Below are 19,829 nucleotides of genomic sequence, written 5' to 3'. Positions count from 1 at the left end.
GTCGGCGCAGTCAGCAAGCTGGGCTGGCGCCTGGTCCCCATCCACAAGGGCCTGCAGCCGCCCTGCGGCGCCAAACCGACCGACAGCAAGATCTCACTCACCGCGTCCACCGCGACCAGTCAGGGCACCGCCGCCGCCACGGAGGCGATCACCGCCGCCATGGCGCTGGGGCTGCTGCCCGGCAGCGCGCTGTACAACGACATCGAGTACTACGACCCGACCAACACCGGCTGCCGCACCGCGGTGCTGACCTACCTGTCCGCCTATACCCGGCAGTTGCACGCCGCCGGCTACCTCGCCGGCGCCTACATGAACCTCGGCAACGGCGCCAAGAACCTCGCGGACGCCTACACCTCCACCTCCTACGCACGGCCCGACGCGCTGTGGATCGCCCGCTACGACGCCACGACCAGCTTGAGTGGATGGGCCGGCGTCGATGACTCCAAGTGGGCCGTCCACCAGCGCCTCAAGCAGTACCAGGGCGACGTCACCCAGACCTACGGCGGCGTCAGTCTTGCCGTCGACCGCGACCAGGTCGACGGTCCGGTGGCCACCGTTGCCGGCGCCTACAAGGTCACGGGCAGCGCCACGGTCACGGCCCGCAGCGGGCCCACCGCCACCTCCGGCACGGTCACGTCGTATGCGCCCGGTGCGGCGCTGAGCGTGGTGTGCCAGGCGCCGGGCGCCAAGGTCGCCACCACCGCGGTCTGGGACAAGCTGGCCGACGGCAGCTACGTCTCCGATGCCACGGTCAGCACCCCGTCCACGACCACCTACAGCGCGCCGCTGCCGCACTGCAGCTACCCCTGGCAGGTCAACGCCGCGGCCGGGCTGAAGGAGCGCAGCGCACCGAGCACTACGTCCTCAATCCTCGGCACCACCCCCAACGGGGCACTGGCATGGGTGACCTGCCAGCGCGCCGGCACGACCATCAGCACCACCGCGGTCTGGGACAAGCTGGATGACGGGCGCTATGTCTCCGACTACTACGTGAAGAACCCCTCCAACACCACCTACAGCAAGCCGGCTCCGCGCTGCTGACGCCGCATCGGTCAGCACACGTGGCGGCGGGTGCGGCCGTATCCGCACGCGGCGCCCGTTCCGGAGCGATGTTCGGCGCCGAGATGGCGGCCGGGACGGGCGGCGTGGCGGCCCAACCCCGGGACGGGGTGCGGGAGCTCCTGGCCCCTGCGCTGGCCCGGGGCGAGGACGGTGGTCGGATCCGGTGCTGTCGTTGCCGGTGCACCTGTGCCGAGGTCCAGGTCCAGGGCGCTGCCGGAGACGGTCGGCGAAGGGGCCATGTGGTGGGCGTGGACGGCGTGCCGGGGATGGTGGCCCGTCAGGTCAAGCCCGCCCACGGCGGCGGCTGCGGCGGCGAGTCCGCCGACCGCCCCGATCACGACCATCGAGCCGGTAAGTCCCCGCCACCAGCGCCGCAACCGCGAAGGTTTCTGCGCGGCCTGGTCCGACGAGGTCGCGGAATCCGTGGTCCACACATGGTCGCGGGCGTGCTCGAACGCCGCGCGCGCCGCCAGGCGATCGGCCTCCGCGCGGGCCGGGTCCGGTGCCGCCTGCGTGGAGGCCTGTCGCAGGTATGCCTGGAGGCGGCGCGCCTGCTCGCCGCGCGCGGCGATGTCGTCGCCGTGCAGCAGCGCATCGAGGGTCTCGGCGTCCAGGCCGTCCTCGGCGTCGTCGTGGTTGCCGCTCATCGTCCCGTCACGTCCCACTCGTCTCACCGCCCGTACGGCCGATGGCGCTCGGCCGCGCTTGCCCGGTCCCACCGCCCAGACCGACGCCGCCCTCGCCGTCGGCCCGGCCCAGTTCCTCGTCATCGGCCAGACGCCGCGCCAGTTGGCGCAGGCCGCGGTGGACCGCCGAGCGCAGGGCGCCCGGCCGCTTACCCAGCATCCGTGCGGCGCTCGGCCCGTCCAGGCCCAGGACCGCACGGAGCATAACCGCCTGGGCCCGCTCCGGGGGAAGTTCCCGCAGGAGCCCAAGGACCTCACCGGTCGACGCCCGCTCGATCGCCTGCTCGGCGGTATCCGCGCGCCCGGCCAACGCCAGGGCCTCGGTGTCCAGTTCGCTCACCGGCGGCGCGGCGATGCGACGGCGCAGGTGGTCCACGGCCCGGTTGCGCGCAATCCGGGCCGCCCACGCGCGAAAGTCGCTGCCGTTGCCGGAAAAGCGCGGCAGCGTGCGGGCGATCTCCACCCACACCTCGCCGATCACGTCCTCCGCCTCCGCACCGACCATCGGACGCACATAGCCGACCAGCAACGGGTGCACCAGGCGGAAGACGACGTCAAAGGCATCACCGTCCCCCTGCTGAGCCAGGCGCACGGCATCCCCAAGCTCCGCATCCCCGGCGCGGTGCGCCCACCGTCCGTGTTTCGCTGGCTCTGCCTGATCGTCATCGGCCACGGCCGACGCCCTCCCACCACCGTCCAGGGCCCCACGGGCCGGGGGCCGGATCCCTACCGCCGCCGGGCGGGCTGGCGCCCGCGGGCACGGCAGTGACCCGGCGTCAGTTCTCCCTGAGTGGCGACGATCTGAACGTGCGTTTGCCTCTCCCCAGGCGAACGCGGCACAGAACGTAACAGCAATCTCACCCACCACGCCACAGTCATGACGCGGGCACATGCGCTCGAACATCTACACGGATTGGGACAAGCGCGCCCAAGCGGGCTCCCGCATCGCGCTTGTGTGATCGAGCCCACAGGGTGCAGTGACAGGCATGGCGCCATGCCTACGCCGATGATCAGCCATGCAGGGCGCGCACAGCGCTGAGGAGCCGCGACTGCAGGCCGGCGCGGCGGGCCACCCCGGCGATCCGTTCGGCTTCGCCGGCACCGTCCTGCGGGTCGCTCCACGCCAGGATCTGCAGGGCCGGGCCAACCGGGCCAGCCGCGGCGCCCCCGCCGATGCGACTGCGGCCGTATCCAGGCGGGCGCGGATGCGCGCTCGGGCCGCGGCGCGCACGGTGCGCAGATGGGCGGTGGCATCCAACACGGCGAGGCCAGCGTTCGAGAGATCGCCGGTCGGCCACAGGCCTTCGAGTCAGATCAGCCCGGACCAATGAAATGCGGATCAATCCCAAGTCCAAGCACATCGCGTCTCACGTTGGAAATAAAATCGCCGACCCTATCCTCCAATTCTGCCCATGATTGCGGTGCACTGGTCGTTGTGGGCTCGAAGATGGACCCTACCTGCCACCCAGGTTCGGCACGGGAAATCTGAACCGCACCCGGGTCCTCAAAGGAGAGCGACTCGAAAGAGAAGTCACCAGCGGCGCCTTCACCCGAAGCGATCCATCTACCCAGTTCACGCGCGAGCTCCGCGACGGGAAAACAATCCTCAGCATAAATAACTGCGGATCGATCAACCACCTGGAATGACGCTTCGATGCTGATGAGATAGTCCGCGATCGTACACCCCCTCAGGTCGTCGGCATTGAGTTCGCTGTAGATCATTCTCATGGGAATCACCCCGCGTTGAACGCACACCAATTCCATCCGAAGTATTGTGGCAAGTCAAAAGCGGACCAGATTTTCCCGTAGATATCGTCATCCGACTTCAAGATCGCCCCGCCCAGGCGAGCCACCCTGACCTACCCGGCCGGAGGCAGCCCAGCCGAGAAGCCCACAACTGCATCGCCAGCGAGGGCCAGAGGACTGGCCGAAGGCCAACCGCGGCCACGTCGCCGACGTCGGCGTCACGATTGCCGCGGGTCCGAGGACGTCGCTAACGCCAAGCAGGCGCACCAGGCATCGCCTTGGTGCGCCTACTAAAGGGCGCGGGCCGGTCTTAGAGACCGTAGATCTCTTTCACCCTTTCAATGAACCTGGCGACCTCTAGGCGCAGCGACTGCTCGTCAAGATCGTGGTCGTCGCGTAGTTCCGGATCTGCACAGTAGGAGTCGACCGCACTGAAGAGCCGCGAGACTGCGTCTCCTGCATCGCCTCGAATCTCACCAGCAGGCCCACGGAAAAGCGCAAGGAATACTGTTTCAAACTCCGGCGCCTTAATTCGTCTCTGAAGCATTGCAGATGCAATAATCAGAAACGGTTCAATACGCGTGTCCATCAGTATAGATACCCATCATCTACTACATTCGAGAGTTGAGACTCGCTAAGCTTCCAACCGCTCAGGAAGCTGCCGTCGAGTTTCGTGACGACTGCCAGACGCGTCTGAGGGTGCAGGTAAATGGTGACTGGATCACCTCGGTAGTTGATGCTGAGTTTGCTCACCCCACTGTCATCCAGGAAGCCCTTCATCGATGATTCAAAGGCGGCCCGTCCGATCTTATTGTTGTTCCCTGTGACTCCAAAGTCGCTGGCATGCTTGAACTTCTTATTGATCTGTTTTGCGTCGAATGCGACGTCGCATGAGAAGCCGCCCGAATTATGTACGAGCACATCTGCCGAACCCGCTACCACATAGTACGTGTGAGTCACGGAGACGGTCAGGTCGTTGGTCTGGTGCGCGTGGTGCCACACGCTAATGGCTGTAACTGCGGCGGCCGCGCCTGATGCGGTGTGCAGGCGCATCCCCGGCTTAAGGTTGCCTGCCATGAGCCATGCCTTTGCAGAGTCAACCCAGATCGGATGAGTGACGGTTGCCGTCAACTTCGCTGTTTTGCCAGCTGACTTGATGGTGAGTGTCGCGAAGCTCTCGTCGTCCTTGGTGGTGATGAGCCTCTCGACAGCCCGGGCGCTGGTCTTGCCGGTGGCTGGATCTGTCGCGAGCACCTTGTCTCCGGCCTTGACGGCCTTGATCGCCTTCTCGGAGCCGTCGGCCATCTCGACCTTGGTTTCCGGGAGGAAGCTGTGGGTTGCGCATCTGGCGAGAGCGCCGTCTTCTCCAGCGCCTGCTCCGTCACCGCCGAAAGCCTCGTTAGCGGCGGTCCCGGCCGCCCCCACACCTGTTCCAACTGCGGTCAGGCACGGCGCTATGCCGGAGGCCAGGCACGACACGCCGAACAGCGAGCCGGCCATGGCGATGCCAACGCCGTTGACGAACTCCCGGGCGAGTGTGCCGGGATTGTTGGACTCAACAGCATCCCGCGTCGCCGCGCAGCCGTACGGGCCACCGGCTCCGTCGCAGCTGGTACCGCCGAGAACTGGTGTCCCTCCCCATTGCTTCACGCGCTGCGGCCGACTGCTGCCGGACCTGTGGCTCCGGGTGGAGCGCTTGGGGATGATGGGCCAGCCTCGGTTGTCGAGCGGCCGGCCGTAGGCCCAGTAGCCGCCGGTCTTCTTGTGGTAGGCCTTGGCCTTCTTGGTGTCGGGCCCGAAGTCGCCGTCGCCCTTGGTGTAGGCGCTGGCGTTGCCGGCGGAGGAGTAGCAGCCGGAACCGCAGTCCAGGAACATGCCGTTGGGGTCTTCGCCGCTGATGGGGTTGTCGGCGGCGTAGCTGTAGCCGTTGATCTGCTGGGGGTCGGTCAGCTCCAGGACGGGGTCGACGGAGATGAAGCGGCCGGTGGTGGGGTCGTAGTCGCGGGCTCCGAGGTGGGTCAGGGTGCTGGTGGTGTCCTGGATGCCGCCGACGAAGCCCTTGTCGCCGACCCAGGTGGTGGAGTCGGGTTGGGTGCCGCGGGGGTTGCCGAAGGGGTCCAGGCGGCGGACGGTGACGGCCTGGGTGGTGGCGTCGATGCCGGTTTCGGCGGTGTCGTGGCCGTCGGTGACCTGCCACTGCAGTTTGCCGCTGGAGGTGCGGGCGGCGATGGTCTGGCCGCCGAAGGTGTAGTAGCGGGTGGCGCTGGTCTTGCCGGTGGACTTGTCGAGGCGGATCTCGGTGTCGCCCAGGTACATGGTGGTGCCGGTGTCGTCGCGGGACAGGAGGCGGTTGCCGTCCGCGTCGTACAGGTAGGACTCGGTGCTGCCGTCGGCGTTGGTGACCTTGGCGAGGTTGCCCTCGTCGTCCCAGTCCAGGGTCTGGGTCTTGCCGTTGATGGTGCGGGTGGTGGTGTCGCCGGCCTTGTCGTAGGCGTAGCTGTCCTGGCTGCTGGTGCCGTCGGCGTTGGTGGTGACCGAGGAGGTCAGGGTGTGCGGCTGGTCGGCGCCGGCGGCCGGGTAGGCGTAGCTGGTCGTCACATCGCCGGTGCCGGAGGTGGTGGCGTGCTGGACCTGGCCGGTGCGGTTGCCCAGGTCGTCGTAGCTGTAGCTGTTCCAGTAGGGGGCGGGGCCGCCGATTTTGGCGGTGGTCGGGTCGCCGGCGCAGGCGTCGGTGGCGGTCCAGGCGGTGGTCAGGCGGTCGTGGCCGTCGTAGCGGTAGCACTGGACGTCGTCGCTGCCGTCGATGCCGGTGTGGGTGGCGACCTTGGTGGGGTTGCCGGAGTCGTCGTAGGCGTAGGTGGTGTCCTGGACGACGCCGCCACCGGTGTCGTCGGTGACCAGCTGCCGGGAGAGGCGGTCGGTGCCGTCCTCGTAGGTGTTGCTGATCTGCAGCCACTTGGCGGTGCTGTCGGAGGAGACCCCGAGGGTCATCTGCGCCAGGTCGCCGGGCTTGGTGTAGGTGGTGTTCTGGACGTAGCCGGTGGCGCCCTTGAGAGTGGTGGGGTCGCCGAGGTTGTCGTAGCCGTAGGCGAGGCCTTCGGTGGCCAGGCCGCCCATGGCCGGGTCTGTCGCGGACTGCAGGGTGCCGTCCAGGCCGTAGCCGGAGGTGTAGGTGTAGCTGCCGGCCAGGCCTTCCTCTCCGGTGACCGAGGGGATGGTGGTGCGGGTGGTGGTGGGCCGGTAGAGGGCGTCGTAGGTGGCGACCTGGTTGATGTAGGCCTTGCCGGTGGAGCCGGAGCCGCCGACGTAGCGCACGGAGGCGCTGGGCTGGCCCTTGGCGATGGAGTCGAACGTCCACTTGGCCAGCTGGTGGTCGGCGTCCTGGGTGGTGCCGTCGAACTCGCCGGTTTTGCGGCCCAGTTCGTCGTAGGTGTAGCTGAGGGTCTTGCCGCGGGCGTCGGTGGTGGAGGTCAGCTGGTCCAGGTCGTTGTAGGTGAAGGTGGAGGCGCCGGCGTCGGGGTCGGTGGCGGTGGTCTTGCGGCCCATCAGGTCATAGCCGTAGGTCCAGGTGTTGCCGTCGGTGTCGACGACCTTGGTCATCTGGTCCTTGGCGTTGTAGCTGTACTTGATGGAGGTGTAGGAGCCGGACGGGGTGCCGTTGTCGTACTGGCGGACCTCGCTGGTGTGGTCGTTGGCGTCGGTGAGGGTGGTGGTGGCCACGCCGCCCTTGGGCGGGGTGACGGTGACCCGGTCGCCGCCGTAGGCCTTGGTGGTCTGCCACTTGTAGGTGCCGCCGGCGTAGAACGCTTCGGCGGTGTCGCGGCCGGCGCCGTCGTAGGTGGTCAGCGTCTGGGAGGGGACGGCGGAGGTGATGTTGGCCAGTGTGGTGCCGGGGTCGGTGGCGTCGCTGTAGTCGGCGTCGGCCTCGACGGCCAGGCCGCGGCTGTCGTACTTGGTCTCGTTGATGACGCGGCCGCCGCCGGGCGCGGGGGTCTGGGTCTGGCGGGGCCGCAGCAGGGCGTCGTAGAAGGCGTAGGTGCTGTTGTAGGTGGCGCCGTCGTTCTTCAGGGTGCTGGTGGTGACGACGGAGGCTGCGGTGTTGGACAGGGTGTAGGTGTAGGTGGTGTTGGCGGTCTGGCCGACGGACTTGCTGCGGTTGGGCAGCCAGACGGAGGTCAGGCGCCCCAGGCCGTCGTAGGCGAGGTCGGTGCGCTTGCCGTTGGCGTCGACGGTGGCGGTGGTGGTGCCGCGGGCCGGGTCGAGGTAGGTGGTGGTCGCCTGGCTCTTGGCGTTGGTGACAACCGATTGGGTGAGGGGTCCGCCGGTGGCGGGGGTGTAGGCGGTGGTGGTGGTGTGGTTGTCGGCGTCGGTGACCGAGGTGGGGCGGCCGAGGCTGTCGTAGGCGGTGGTGGAGACCGTCTGGTAGGTCGGCGTGGTGCCGGTGTAGTCGCTGACGCGCTGGGTGGAGGTGGCGTCTCCCTTGGTGGGGGCAGTGCCGTAGGCCTGGTTGTCGTAGAGGGTGCGGGTGTCGGAGACGACGTCACCGGGGCGGCTGGGCGTGGCGGAGCAGGGCACGTCGACGGTCTCGACGCGCACGGGGGCGGCCATCAGCCAGTCGGTGGTGTTGTTGGCGTAGGTGGTGCGGGTGCACTGCTCGTCGCCGGTCTTGGCGTCGTCGCCCTCGTCGTCGACCGCGGTGGGGACGCCGGTGTCGGCGTCGTAGGTGGTGGTTGTGGTGCTGGTGCGGGTGGTTCCGCCGGACAGGTCGGTGCGCTCCTGGACGGAGTTGGGCCGGACGTAGGAGGCGGTGCGGGTGCCGTCGTCGGCGGTGGTGTGGACCCATTGGCCGGTGATGGTTCCCGACACCTCGGCGCTGCCGTTGTAGGTGATCGATTCGCGGGCCAGGCCGGCGAGCGGGTCGGCGTCGGTGACGGAGGCGCCGGTGGAGTCGGTGACCTTGGCGCTGCGGGTGGTGCCGTCGGCCTGCTGGTCGCCGTCCATGCCGCGGAAGTAGGTGGTGGTGGTCTTGGTGCGGGTGGACTGGTCGTTGCCGGTAGTGGTCGTCACCGAGCCGTAGCCGCGCCACTGCGACCAGGTCTTGCGCTTGGCCGGGGCGGTGGTGTTGTCGCTGTCGTAGTGCCAGGCGGGGGTGCCGTTGTAGGTGTAGTCGGTTTCCTTGGTGGGTGCGCCGCCGGTCGGATCCGACTCGTTGACCTGGGTGACGAGGTATTTGTGGAAGTAGTCCAGCTGCGGGTCGTTGGTGTACGGCGGCTGCCAGTAGGAGGGGAAGCAGCGCATAGTGTCCGCGTCCGGTGCGGAGGGCATGGTGGTGCCGGCGACGCACTGGGTGTCGGAGTAGTTGACGGTCAGCACCGAGCCGGTCTCGGAGGTGATGGTGCGCACCCGCCACTTGACCAGGGCGGCGATGTCGTCGTGGGTGGTGTCGACGCGGTTGCCCAGCTGGATGCCAGCGAAGGTGACGGGCGGCATCTTGCTGGTGGTGCCGTCCGCCGCGGTGCCAGTGCGGGTGATCGACTTCAGCCACAGGCCGGCTGAGGTGCCGTCCCCGGGGTCGGGGAAGGACTGGTCCAGGTTCCAGGTGTCGACGGTGCGGTAGGCGGGGGTGGCCAGGCTGGCGTCCCACACCTTGGTGGTGACGGCGGTCAGGCGCTTGCGGGTGAAGAAGGTCGGGCTGGTGTTGGAGCAGGTGGCGCCGGAGGCGCAGATCTGGTCGAAGGGGACGTCGGGCCAGTCCTTGGCCGTCGTGGAGGTGAGGCTGGAGCAGTCCTCGCCGGTGACGGGCAGGCAGCGTTCGGCGGTGGTGAAGGCGACCTGGTCGGGGGCGGTGCCGAAGACGGTGGAGGCGGTGATGCCGTAGTCGATGCGCTTGAGGTAGCCGCCGCGGGTGTAGGTGTCGGTGGCCGTCGAGGCGCCGTTCTTGGCGTAGGCGTTGGTCTCGGGGGTGTACCAGTAGGACATGGCGTTGCCGTGGGGGTCCACGACGTAGTCCAGGTTCCAGCGCCAGGCCTGCTGGCAGGAGCTGGCGGCGAAGGTGTCGGCGTGGCAGGGCTCGCCGGCATCGTTGCCGAAGACCGGCACGGTCCAGGTGGAGTCGGTCTCGGGGTCGCCGGTGCTCCAGCCGGGCAGCCGGTTCTTGCCGAAGACGTACTGGGTGCCGTCCTGGGTGGTGACGGTCCAGTACTCGCCGTCGTTGTCGCCGTTGATGGCGCCGGTGGAGCGGGTGACGCGCTCGCCGTCGTCGTCCTTGGGGTGCCAGTCGCCGGTGGTCTTGTCCTTGATCAGCGGGGTGGCCTTGCCGTTGAGCACCAGGTCGGCGTTGTCTCCCGCCCAGCACTCGTCGTTCTTGCCCGAGATGCCGTCGTCGTCGCAGGAGCGGTAGGAGCGCTCGATGTAGGACGTGGGCAGCTCGAAGCCCTCGCCGATCCACGACGGTTGGGTGTTGGTGGACGGCAGGCGCCCGTCGACGCTCTGCGCGTCGTAGTCGATCGACAGGTCGGGGGACGGTCCGGCCGCGGCCGGCGGGGTCTGCAGGGGGTAGCCCCAGGTGAAGTCGCCGCTGGAGCCGCCGGCCTGCCAGGACGCGGTGGGGTTGAGTGAGGTGGCGGTGTAGGTGCCGGCGCCGGAGGTCGGGGCGGCGGTGGCGGCCAGGACCGTGGCGTTAGTGGCGGCCAGGGGCGAGGCGCTCGCCGTGGCCGCAAGCGGCGCGGGGGTGGTGTCGCCGGCGACCGGGACGGTGGCCGACAGGGTCTCCCGCTTCAGGTCATTGGCGGTCTTGATCGGGGTGCGGGTGCGGCAGCGGGCCAGCTGAGGGGTGGTCAGGGCGCAGGCCGGCATGGTGGCCAGCGTCAGGCGGGAGGCGTAGTTGCCGCCGTAGGCGTGGGCGAACCCGGAGTAGTCCAGGGTCAGCTTGAGCTTCTGATCCGCGGCCTGGCGATCGGTGCGGCCGACGGAGACCAGGGTGCCGCTGACGCCGGCGGCCTTGGCGGCGGCCCGGTCGGCGACGTGCACGCGGGCGGCGCTGGGGGTGGTCGCGGTCTTGGTGGCGGGGGCCAGGGTGAGCGGAAGATGCCCGGGGGTGCCGCTGAGCTCCTTGGTGCCGCTGCCGGCAGGGTCTGCGGCCGTCAGGGTGGCGGTGGCGCTGCTGGGCCAGACGGTCTTGGCGGCCGCCTGGGCGGCCGTCCGCTTGGCGGCCGCGATCGTCGGGTCCGTGGCCTTGGGCAGATGGGCCGTGAACGGCACCGCGGTGCCGTTCTTGGCCATCGGCGCCGCCACGGTGTGGTGCCGCTGCTGGGCCCACACCGCCGGGGCGTTGCCCAGGCCGGTGGCCAGCAGGGCCACCGAGGAGAGGGCGACGATGCACTGGCGTATGCCGCGGCGTCCGGCTCTGCCGGTCCGGGCCACCCTGGTGCCGCTCATGACTGCACTTCGCATTCTTTTCAGCAGGGGCGCGGCCGGGCCGCGCTGACGGGCGGGGGAAGGGGGAAGGTCTAGTGGGCGGGCGGGAGCGGCCAGGGCTGCGGCGGCTCCCGCCGGCCGGGGGCGCTACAGCGGGATGGGGAGCTCGTTGGCGTAGAGGGTTTCGATGTCGGGCTGGTCCATCACGCCGGTCCACACCCGCACCCCGTCGACCAGGCCGACGGTCGGATCCCCGTAGGCGCCGCTTGCGGTGCGGCCGCGGCCGATGTTGAAGGCGCCGCTGGCCTGCCAGGCGGTGGTGAAGGGGACGCTGTCGCCGGCGTCGGTGGAGGAGTCGCTGTCCCCGGTGGCTCCCTGCGGCACCCCGTTGACATACAGGTCCAGTTGCTGGTGGGCGCCGTCGTAGACACCGGTGATCAGCGTCCAGTCGCCGGGGTCGACCAGTTGGGCGGTGGTGATGTCGGCGGGCACGCTGGTGGTGGTGGCCGCGGTGGTGTCGGCGCTGGTGCGGCCGAAAACCCACATGCCCTGGGTGGATCCGACCGGCTGGCTGTACCACAGACCCCAGGAGTCGCGGTTGGTGCCGGACTGGCCGGCGATGCGCATGGTGTGGGCCTTGGTGGTGTCGGCCAGGGCGGTGGGATCGAGTTGGACCCAGGCGGCGACGGTGAAGTCGCCCTGGGCGTCCACCAGCGGACCTCCGGCGGTGCCGTAGCCGCCGGCGGTGCCATCCAGCTTCAGCACGCTGCCCTTGCCGCCGTCGTCGTCGGTGGCGAGCGTCGCGCCGGAGCCGAGAGTGGCGGTGTGGCCGTTGCCGGAGCTGTCGGCGGCGCTGGTGCCGGAGGCGTCGTCGAACTCCCAGTCGGCGGCCTCGGCCGGCTGGGCGTTGCCGGTGCTGGGACTGGTCTCGGCCTCCAGGTCAGCGGCCTCCTGCGGCGACAGGATCCGGTTCCACATCGTCAGTTCGTCAATCTGGCCGGGGAAGTAGTCAGTGAAGGCGGCGCCGAGTTGGCCGCGGCCGATCTGCAGCGCGCCGGTGGCCTTCCAGGGGGTGGTGAAGGCGACCGAGTCGCCCTGCGCGACGCCGTTGACGTACAGCTGGATGGTCTGGGCCTGGGCGTCGTAGACGCCGGTCAGGTGCGTCCAGACATTCAGCACCGGAGTGGTGGTGCCGATCGAGCGCACGATGGTGGGGCTGGCGACGTCCGCGGTGTACCGGTTGAAGATCCACGCCTTGTAGGCGGTGGAGTAGTACAGGGCGAAGGAAGAGCCGGCGGTGCCGGCCTGGGCGGTGACCACGGCGTTGTGGCTGTCGTCGGTCAGCCGGGCCCAGCCGGAGACGGTGAAGGACTTGGAGGTGTCCAGCCCGGTGCCGGCGGCGGAGGCGTAGCCGGTGGTGCCGTTGGCATCCAGGGCCTTGCCGAGGCGGGCATGGTCGCTGAAGCCGGCTCCCCCGGCCAGGGTGGCCGGGTCGGTTCCGGCGCTGTCGGCGGCAGTGGTGCCGCTGCCCTCGTCGAACGACCAGGAGTTGGTGGCGGGTGTGCCGGCGGCGGCCTTGAAGTAGTAGGTCGCCGAGGCGGAGGAGTTGCCGGCCGCATCCCACGCGGTGACCGTCAGCTGGTTCAACCCGCGCTCATCGGGGGCGAGGTTGAGGCTGGTGCTGGTGGTGCCCGCGGTCACCGTCTTGGTGACCTGCTTGTTGTCGTTGAGGGTGTAGGTGAGCTTGGTGACGTCGGTGGCCGCGGTCTTGACGGTGAAGGAGCCCGGGGCGCCGACCCCGCCGGCCTCGGTGCAGGTGTCCGGGTCATCCGCGGACGCGCACTGCGGATAGACGGTGGACGAAATGGTGGGGGCGTCCGGCTTCGAGGTGTCGATGTGGAAGGCGCACTTGCCGATCGTCGTCCAGCCCGAATACATCGAGGCGCTGGAGCCGTTGAAGGAGTACTTGTACTCGGTGCGGGCCTTGAACCAGTACGTCTGCCCGTTCTTGAGCGTCGGCGTGGTCCACGTCCCGGTCTTGCCCGACGTCGTCCACGTCGAGGGACTGCCGGAGGCCACCAGCGGGTCGGGGTTGTTGGGGTCGTACTGGTAGAGCTCGAAGTTGGGGCGCAGCGTGGACTGCGAGCCGTCTGCGGACTGCGGCAGGGCGGCGAGCGTCGGGGTAAGGGTGCGGATGTTGACCGCGACGCTGGAGCTGGCCCCGCACGCCAGGTTGGGGTTGGACAGCTTCAGCCCGGTCGGGGTGCTGGGCTTGGAGACGAAGGTGACCGACAGCGACGGCTTGTGGTCCGAGGGGGAGGCGAACTGCTTCCAGGCGATGTCGTCGCCCTCGTCCGAGGCCCGAACTCCCAGTGTGGTGGTGGAGGCGGACTTGCTGGCGGTGTAGGAGACCGCGGAGGTGGCGTCGAAGGAGACGTTGCCGCCCGGGCAGGAGGAGGAGTAGCCCTTGGCCGCGCTGACCGTGTCGACGTGGGAGGACCAGGCCGGCTGCTTGGCCCAGGTGGTGGAGGAGGAGATGGTGCCGGTCCGCCACAGCTCCACCGGCTTGGCGGTGCAGTTGGCCGACCAGGTCTCCAGGGCGTTGAAGGTGGCCTGCAGGATCTTCTTCCCGCCCAGGGTGTGGGTGTCGAACTGGTAGAAGGTGCGGGCCTTCTTGTCGTCGACCCACGCGTCGTAGCCCACCCCCAGCGAGTGGGAGGTCTTCCAGAACGAGGTCGTGGACAGGGTGGACCACACATCGGCCCAGCCGGTCAGCGAGGAGGAAGTGGTCTGCGGGTCCAGGACCACGGGATAGGTCGTGGTGGAGTCTTTGAGGAAGGACTGGTCCGGGGTGACGGTCAACGCGCTGTCGGTCACCGAGGCGTCCATCGCCGAGGTCTTGGCGCCCGGGTCCGGGTCGTCGACGGACGTGCTCGGGTCGGCCGAGCCCGCCGACTTCACCTCCAGGGACGCCGGGGCCGCAGAGCTGTCCGGCGCGGTGGAGGAGTCGTACATCAGCGCCGTGCCGGTGGTGAACACCGACCGGCCGTGGCCGTCCAGGAAGGCCGCAGCCCCGGTGCCCAAATCGTGCGCGCCGACGCCGGAGACATCGACCGGGAACTTGATGCTCGCCAGCGCCGGGTTGGCCGCCGCGTCCCGCGTGGTGATCACCAGGTTCTCCGAGAACCCGTCAGGCGTCGCCTTGACCACCAGGTCCACACCGGGCAGCACCGAGGCGTAGGTGGCTGTCGATCCCGCAAGGGTGGGCGCCGGAAGGCTCCACGGAGCATGCACGCTGTAGGACTTGGCCCCATCGGTGATCTTCGCGAGCGGCGCTGCGGCCCCGCCGCCGGAGAAGGCGAGGCCGGCTGCGGATGCCTTGGGGGCGATCGTGCCGTCGGCGTTCTTCTGCAGGGTGGTGTCGATCGGGACCCAGCTGCCGTCCTGCTTGGCCCGCACCGGGACCGGGTCCGCGTCCAGGGTGAAGGTGCCGTCGGGCTGAGCGGTGATCAGCTGGGTCGGAGTGGTCTCGGCGTCGACCGCCACCGGCTTGCCGGTGGTGGCCGCCTCGGCGGAGGCCTTGGCCTCGGCGGACAGGTGGATGCCGCTGTCGTCGGTGGGCGGCGCGGCCGTGTCGGCGGCGGCATGGCCTGTTCCCAGCCATGCCGCCGGCTGGATTACCAACGCCAGTGCGAGCAGTCTCGAGGTGAATACCCCAGCCCGTCCGGACCGCCTACGAGACTTCACACCGCACTCCAGATTCGTCATTTATTTAGGTCGAACGAACAAGATCACGAGAAAAGTTTGGATGTCAACTGTGACGCAAGTCATACTCAAGAATTCCCGGGACCCAGTCTTCGAGATAGCGACATAACAGACATCTTGCGCGGGGGCGGCCGCCTGGGATGTCGGAGAGTCGCAGGTCACGGAGTCGTCTCGACCCAGGGCGCACAAGCTTTTGGACGGGGTCCCGATCCGGGAGGCAGTGTTGGACCCGCATCCAGCCGCGAAGGTTGTACGCCACACGGGATGTTTTGCAGAGTTTTTATCGGCGTCGATAAGTAAAGAGATCTCCGGGGTCGAGTTGCACTCTCGACAGGCTTCTGCCTATCTTCCCGAGGCTGCTCTGTCACTTTGTTCCTGGGAAACTCCTTGTCTAACCTCCGGCGCGCACTGCACCGGCGGCTGCTGCCGGCCGGCGCCCGCTTCGGGACCGGACTGATCGCGGTCGCCGCTGTCGTCCTGGTCCCCGGCGCTGCCTCCGACCTCGTCTCAGGTGTCGCGTCCCCTCCCGCATCGGCAGTCGGCCCGCAGGCGGCCGACGGCGGCGGCACCCGCGTGCTGCCCCCGCCCGCCGCGGACACCCCGCAACCACCCGCCGCCACCCCCGCCGGCGACAACTCCCCCGTCCCCGCCATCGCCCTGGACGCCTATCGCAAAGCAGCCGCCAAGCTGAAGGCCTCCCGCCCCGACTGCGGCATCGACTGGGCCACCATCGCCGCCATCGGCCAAATCGAATCCGGCCACGCCGCCGGCGGACAGGTCGACACCCACGGCACCACCCTCACCCCCATCCTCGGCCCCGTCCTGGACGGCCACGGCTACGCCGCCGTCCCCGACACCGACCACGGCCGCCTGGACGGCAACACCACCTGGGACCGCGCCGTCGGCCCGATGCAGTTCATCCCCTCCACCTGGACCCGCTGGGCCGCCGACGGCAACGGCGACGGAGTGAAAGACCCCGGCAACCTCTACGACGCCGCGCTGGCCGCCGGCGCCTACCTGTGCGCCGCCGGCGGCGACCTGACCACCGATCAGGGCCTGGACACCGCGATCCTCGCCTACAACCACTCCACCGCCTACCTCAACTCCGTCCGCTCCTGGATCGACCGCTACCGCGGCGGCGCCACCCCCACCCCCGCAGCCACCGACACCGCCGCCCAGCAGGCCGCCCTCCAGCAAGCCCTGCACGCCGAACGCAAGCCCAGCGCCGCCGGCCAGCAGGCCCTCGCCTATGCCCTGGCCCAACTCGGCAAGCCCTACCTGTGGGGCGGCAACGGCCCGAACGCCTTCGACTGCTCCGGCCTGGCCCAACAGGCCTGGAAGGCCGCCGGGATCACCATCCCCCGCACCACCCAGCAGGAATGGGCCGGCATGCGCCGCATCCCGCTGAGCCAGCTGCGCCCCGGCGACCTGCTCATCTACTTCCCCCAGGCCACCCACGTCGCGATGTACCTGGGCAACGGCAAGGTCGTCCAGGCCCCCCGCCCCGGCGCCGTCATCGACATCGTGGCCACCGACGCCAACCCCATCCTGGGCGCCCTGCGCCCCGACCCTGCCGCCGGATCCACCCCCGCCGTTCCCCGGTCCACGCCGGCGCCGAAAGCGAAGCCGAAGCCGACGCCGCACCGCGCCCCCGCCACCCCGCCGGCCGCGACGCACCCCACCACCGGAACCGTCACCCCGGCGCCCAAACCCACCCCCACCCCGACCCCGACGCCCGCGCTGCGCGCGCCCACGGTCACCGGGCCGGCCGACGACCAACCCGCCGGCACCGCCGCCCGCTTCACCCTCACCGCCCACGGCGACACCCGCACCATCCGCTACCGCTACACCCTCGACAACGCCGCCCCGCAGACCGCCACCGCCCCCCGCCCCGGCGGCAGCGCGACCGTCACCATCACCCCCACCACCGCCGGACGCCACACCCTCACCGTCCGCGCCCTGGACGCCGCCGGCCGCACCTCAACCGCCACCGTCCACACCTTCACCACCGCAGCCCCCGCCGCACGCCTAACCGCCACCGGCGACCTGACCGGTGACGGCCTCCCGGACCGCATCGAGATCAACACAGTCGGCGAGCTCCACCTGTATCCAGGCACGGGACCCAACACCTATAGCGCTAAGGGCACCCTCGTGGCCCGACCCGAGGGTTCACCGAGCACCGACTGGTCGGGCGTCACCCAACTGACGGTGGAAACCGGTAGCGCCGAAAGCGGTCCGCCCATCCTCACCACCCTCGAGGGCGGCCTTCGCTACCGGTTCCTCGCAAACCCGGACCTGACACTCACTCTGCAGGCGAACCAGCCCGAGACCACGTCGCCCTGAAGACCACGATCGTAGGCAGCTTCGCAATGCCGCCTCGGCAGTGCACGTGCGTCACGTGCGCCCCATGAGTGCTGACGAGGTGACAGAATTGCCGTGCGGACTCTTTGGACTGTGGTCCGCCGGGCCCCCGGCGCAGAGCGTCACCGCCACTGCGTCGGGGGCCCCAAAGCTCACTGGGCCCGTGATCAGGGACAGGTTTCTCTTCACCTTCGCTCCCCCCCCGGGACCGAGTCGCGGTTCGGCCCCGGCCACAGGATTCGCGGTGGAAGCGCCAACGCCCCTCAGTGGGTTTTCCAGGGGTGCGACGGCCTTGGCGCCGGGTGGTTCGATATGGCTGGCCCACTACACCAGCACCCACCACCCAGAGGAGGTCATCAACGGCTGTCGCCGCCCACGCCGGCGAACGATTTCAGTGCCGCGTCGACCTGGTGGGTGCGGACGGTGACGGCAATGAGGTCGTATCTGCCCGCCGCGTGCTCGACCACAAACCTGTCGGATTGCGGGGCTGTCCACCTCGGCGAGCTGCACCCCGCGCTGACGCAGGGACGCCAGTCGTCTGCCCCTGGCGAGGAGCGTGACGTCGATCCCGGCTTCGTGCAGCTGGGCGGCGAGCAACCTACCGCACACGCCGGCATCGTAGACAAGCAGTGTCATACGACCACATCCGAATAACCGAATAAGTCGAACGTCGAGACCCTGCCCCTCCAGCGTCTTGATGCTCGCGGCGCACGCCGGTCAGGAGCACGCGGGCGCCGTCGGCCCACCGGCGTTGATGGACGGCCTCACTCCCAAGAGCGCCGCCCTCTCCCGGCCGTTGGATGCGGACCCGGGAGAGACGGCTCGTATACGGCCCATCGCCCCGGGCCGAGCCCCGCCACTGGCCCTAACCCTGCGTGGGCCCTCGCCACCGGGAAAGGCGGCATCCGGCGCCTCACGGCCATCCGTTCACATCGGCCCGGCACGTCACTAGCGCGCGGTCCCTCGGCGGCAGATCCCCCCGATGCCGCCGATCGCCGGTGCCTCATTCTCCCTCGAGGGGCCGGAACGGCCCCGGCCAACCTCCAGCGGCTCGGCCGGGGCCCAGAAACTCCCGGCGGGGCGCCTCGCGGATCGGGGGCTGCCGCCCCGCCGGGTCGCGCTCGGCCGGTCCATGCTCCGCCGCGGCGGCGCAGGCCCGTCAGTTGACGGCGGCTCAGGCGGCCAAGTACGCCGCCAGTGCATCCGCCTCGGCGGCGTCCAGCGGGTACGGGCTGCCATACAGCATCGGACCGCTGACTACGGCCGGCCCCGCGACCACGGGTATCGACGAGCCGTGCTCCGAGGCAAGGCGGTTCGCCAGCGCGTTCGCCTCCGGGGAGCGGCGGCGGAAGAAGCCACGGCTGCCCCCGCCGGCCTCGGCATGCCAGAGCGTCAGGTTCTCGCCGAGGACCGTGGAGCGGATGTTCGGCGAACCGAGCAGCCGGGCCACCTCCTGGACCATGTCCATGCCGTAGCTTTCGGCCGAATGGCGCTGCACCGCGCCGTCGGCCAGCAGCAGGAGCTCGGCGCCCCGGCCGCTCTCCCCGCTTTCCCCAGTCATTCCGGATTCCCTTCGTCTCCTCAGCCCGGCGGCGCAACCGCAGAGCACGATCATCAGTATCGGGACCATTGACGCGTTCGCCCACCCCAACGGCAGAGGTGATCACAGACTTCTGCTCGCCGCCGCAGCGGATCCAGGACTCGGCCATCGCCGAACCGGGGTTCGTCTACGGCTGACTGGCGGAGGTCGAGCCTCTATCCGCCCGCCGTGCGCCGATGCTGCCACGGGCTGGCGGGCGCCCTGGGCGAAGATCGCCGACCTCCGGGGCCGCGCATGCGCGTTCAGTGGTCGAGACGTCTGGCCAGCAGTCCTCAGAGCTGATCGTCGCTCAGACTGCCTGCAACACTGCCGAGTCGGCCGTGATCGCAGCGCACGATCCGCCCGTCAACGAGAGATTGCTGCGACGCCTACGCGAGGTCTCCCTGGCCGCCTGGAACGAACTGGCGAAGCAGCGGGAGAAGCACAACATCCCGACCCGCGAAGCCGTCGAAACACCCCGCGCGGCAACGCTGGACGCCTGAATTGCAGCGCCTCGTCGGCGAGGTAGGCCAACGAGGCGCAGAAGCCGCTCCCGGCGAGGGTCCGGTACGGCTCACCCCCAGGATGGCAGTACAGCGCGGCACGGGTGCATGCACCTACACGGCCCCGTCCATGCCGCTCGCCTTCTGCCACGCCACGGCGACCGCCACAACCATCTCGGTGAACGAGACATCCCGCTGCCGGGTTCCAGCGCAGCCGGTGAGTCGAGTGGCTGCCAGGGCCTCAAGTACCGTGCGAGTTGTGCCCCGTCGTGGAATCCCGGCGATCCGACCAGCCGTCAGTAACCTGTACATCCGCCCACCCGCACCAGACACGTCAGGGGCGCCCGCGCCGACCCGAAGACCTACGGGGGCGAAACGATCCTTGCGAGGCTCACGACGTCCACTGTATGAATACCGCCGCTACCCGACCCTGGCCGCCGGCGCGCCATGCCAGAACGCCCGATAAGACGACCGTCCCCGCGGGGTTGAGGCAGGGACGGCCATGTGTTCACACAACCCGGAGCTACTCCAAGCGCCGAACGGGCACACGGAAGTCCCGTTCGATCGACCTACAGCTGCCCCGAAAGGGCCAAACTACACGCGACGATCCGTCAGTCAAGGCGTCGAACGGCACCTACCGCCCTCATCGCCTACCCCGCGACTCCGATTCCGGCCGCACACTCCCCATGTGCGGCGACCCCCACCCCGCGG

The 19,829-nt window shown here is 69.5% G+C and carries 11 protein-coding genes and 1 pseudogene; 3 read left to right on the top strand and 9 right to left on the bottom strand.

Annotated elements, in window-relative coordinates:
• Positions 1-1,041 (top strand): glycoside hydrolase domain-containing protein (locus BIV57_RS05425; RefSeq protein WP_071655496.1); only part of this gene is annotated, 1,041 nt, incomplete at its 5' end.
• 11 nt (positions 1,042-1,052) lie between these two features.
• On the opposite strand, the gene BIV57_RS05420 is transcribed toward BIV57_RS05425, so the two are convergent.
• The 7 genes from BIV57_RS05420 to BIV57_RS05395 all read right to left on the bottom strand — a co-directional run bounded on the left by BIV57_RS05420 (position 1,053) and on the right by BIV57_RS05395 (position 14,594).
• Positions 1,053-1,709 (bottom strand): hypothetical protein, encoded by a 657-nt coding sequence (locus BIV57_RS05420; RefSeq protein WP_071655495.1) that lies wholly within the window; start codon positions 1,707-1,709, stop codon positions 1,053-1,055.
• A gap of 7 nt (positions 1,710-1,716) precedes the next feature.
• Positions 1,717-2,421 (bottom strand): RNA polymerase sigma factor, encoded by a 705-nt coding sequence (locus tag BIV57_RS05415; RefSeq protein ID WP_245797439.1) that lies wholly within the window; start codon positions 2,419-2,421, stop codon positions 1,717-1,719.
• Between the two features lie 641 nt (positions 2,422-3,062).
• Positions 3,063-3,470 carry a DUF7878 domain-containing protein gene (locus tag BIV57_RS24535; RefSeq protein ID WP_139275471.1) on the bottom strand — a complete coding sequence of 136 codons (408 nt, stop codon included), beginning with the start codon at positions 3,468-3,470 and terminating at the stop codon, positions 3,063-3,065.
• A gap of 11 nt (positions 3,471-3,481) precedes the next feature.
• Positions 3,482-3,601 carry a barstar family protein gene (locus BIV57_RS26735; protein WP_079170033.1) on the bottom strand — a complete coding sequence of 40 codons (120 nt, stop codon included), beginning with the start codon at positions 3,599-3,601 and terminating at the stop codon, positions 3,482-3,484.
• Between the two features lie 203 nt (positions 3,602-3,804).
• The gene (locus tag BIV57_RS05405) at positions 3,805-4,083 is read right to left on the bottom strand and encodes a colicin immunity domain-containing protein (RefSeq protein ID WP_071655492.1); all 279 of its coding nucleotides are present in this window, start codon (positions 4,081-4,083) and stop codon (positions 3,805-3,807) included.
• Complete coding sequence (locus BIV57_RS26350; protein WP_071655491.1) at positions 4,083-10,931, bottom strand: colicin D domain-containing protein; 6,849 nt, start codon at positions 10,929-10,931, stop codon at positions 4,083-4,085. The genes BIV57_RS05405 and BIV57_RS26350 overlap by 1 nt, the downstream gene beginning before the upstream one ends.
• Before the next feature lie 126 nt (positions 10,932-11,057).
• A complete protein-coding gene (locus BIV57_RS05395) occupies positions 11,058-14,594 on the bottom strand; it encodes a LamG-like jellyroll fold domain-containing protein (RefSeq protein ID WP_079170031.1) in 3,537 nt (1,178 codons plus the stop codon).
• Positions 14,595-15,062: 468 nt separating this feature from the next.
• Here BIV57_RS05395 and BIV57_RS26345 point away from each other — a divergent pair, with 468 nt between their 5' ends.
• Entirely contained in the window at positions 15,063-17,018 is a 1,956-nt protein-coding gene (locus tag BIV57_RS26345; RefSeq protein ID WP_071655490.1) for an NlpC/P60 family protein, read from the top strand.
• A 567-nt stretch (positions 17,019-17,585) separates the two neighbouring features.
• On the opposite strand, the pseudogene BIV57_RS25825 reads toward BIV57_RS26345, so the two are convergent.
• Positions 17,586-17,672: pseudogene (locus BIV57_RS25825) on the bottom strand (ketopantoate reductase family protein); the annotation flags it as partial.
• A gap of 538 nt (positions 17,673-18,210) precedes the next feature.
• Positions 18,211-18,597, bottom strand: coding sequence for a hypothetical protein (locus BIV57_RS05380; RefSeq protein ID WP_071655489.1), 387 nt, complete (start codon positions 18,595-18,597; stop codon positions 18,211-18,213).
• A 284-nt stretch (positions 18,598-18,881) separates the two neighbouring features.
• On the opposite strand from BIV57_RS05380, the gene BIV57_RS24530 reads away from it, so the two are divergent.
• Positions 18,882-19,118: a hypothetical protein gene (locus tag BIV57_RS24530; RefSeq protein WP_139275469.1), complete on the top strand. Its 237-nt coding sequence runs from the start codon at positions 18,882-18,884 to the stop codon at positions 19,116-19,118.
• Positions 19,119-19,829 lie beyond the last annotated feature (711 nt).

Source organism: Mangrovactinospora gilvigrisea (genome assembly GCF_001879105.1).
GTDB lineage: Bacteria > Actinomycetota > Actinomycetes > Streptomycetales > Streptomycetaceae > Mangrovactinospora > Mangrovactinospora gilvigrisea.
Note: the sequence above shows the minus strand (reverse complement) of the source record. Positions and strands in the feature narration are given on the sequence as shown.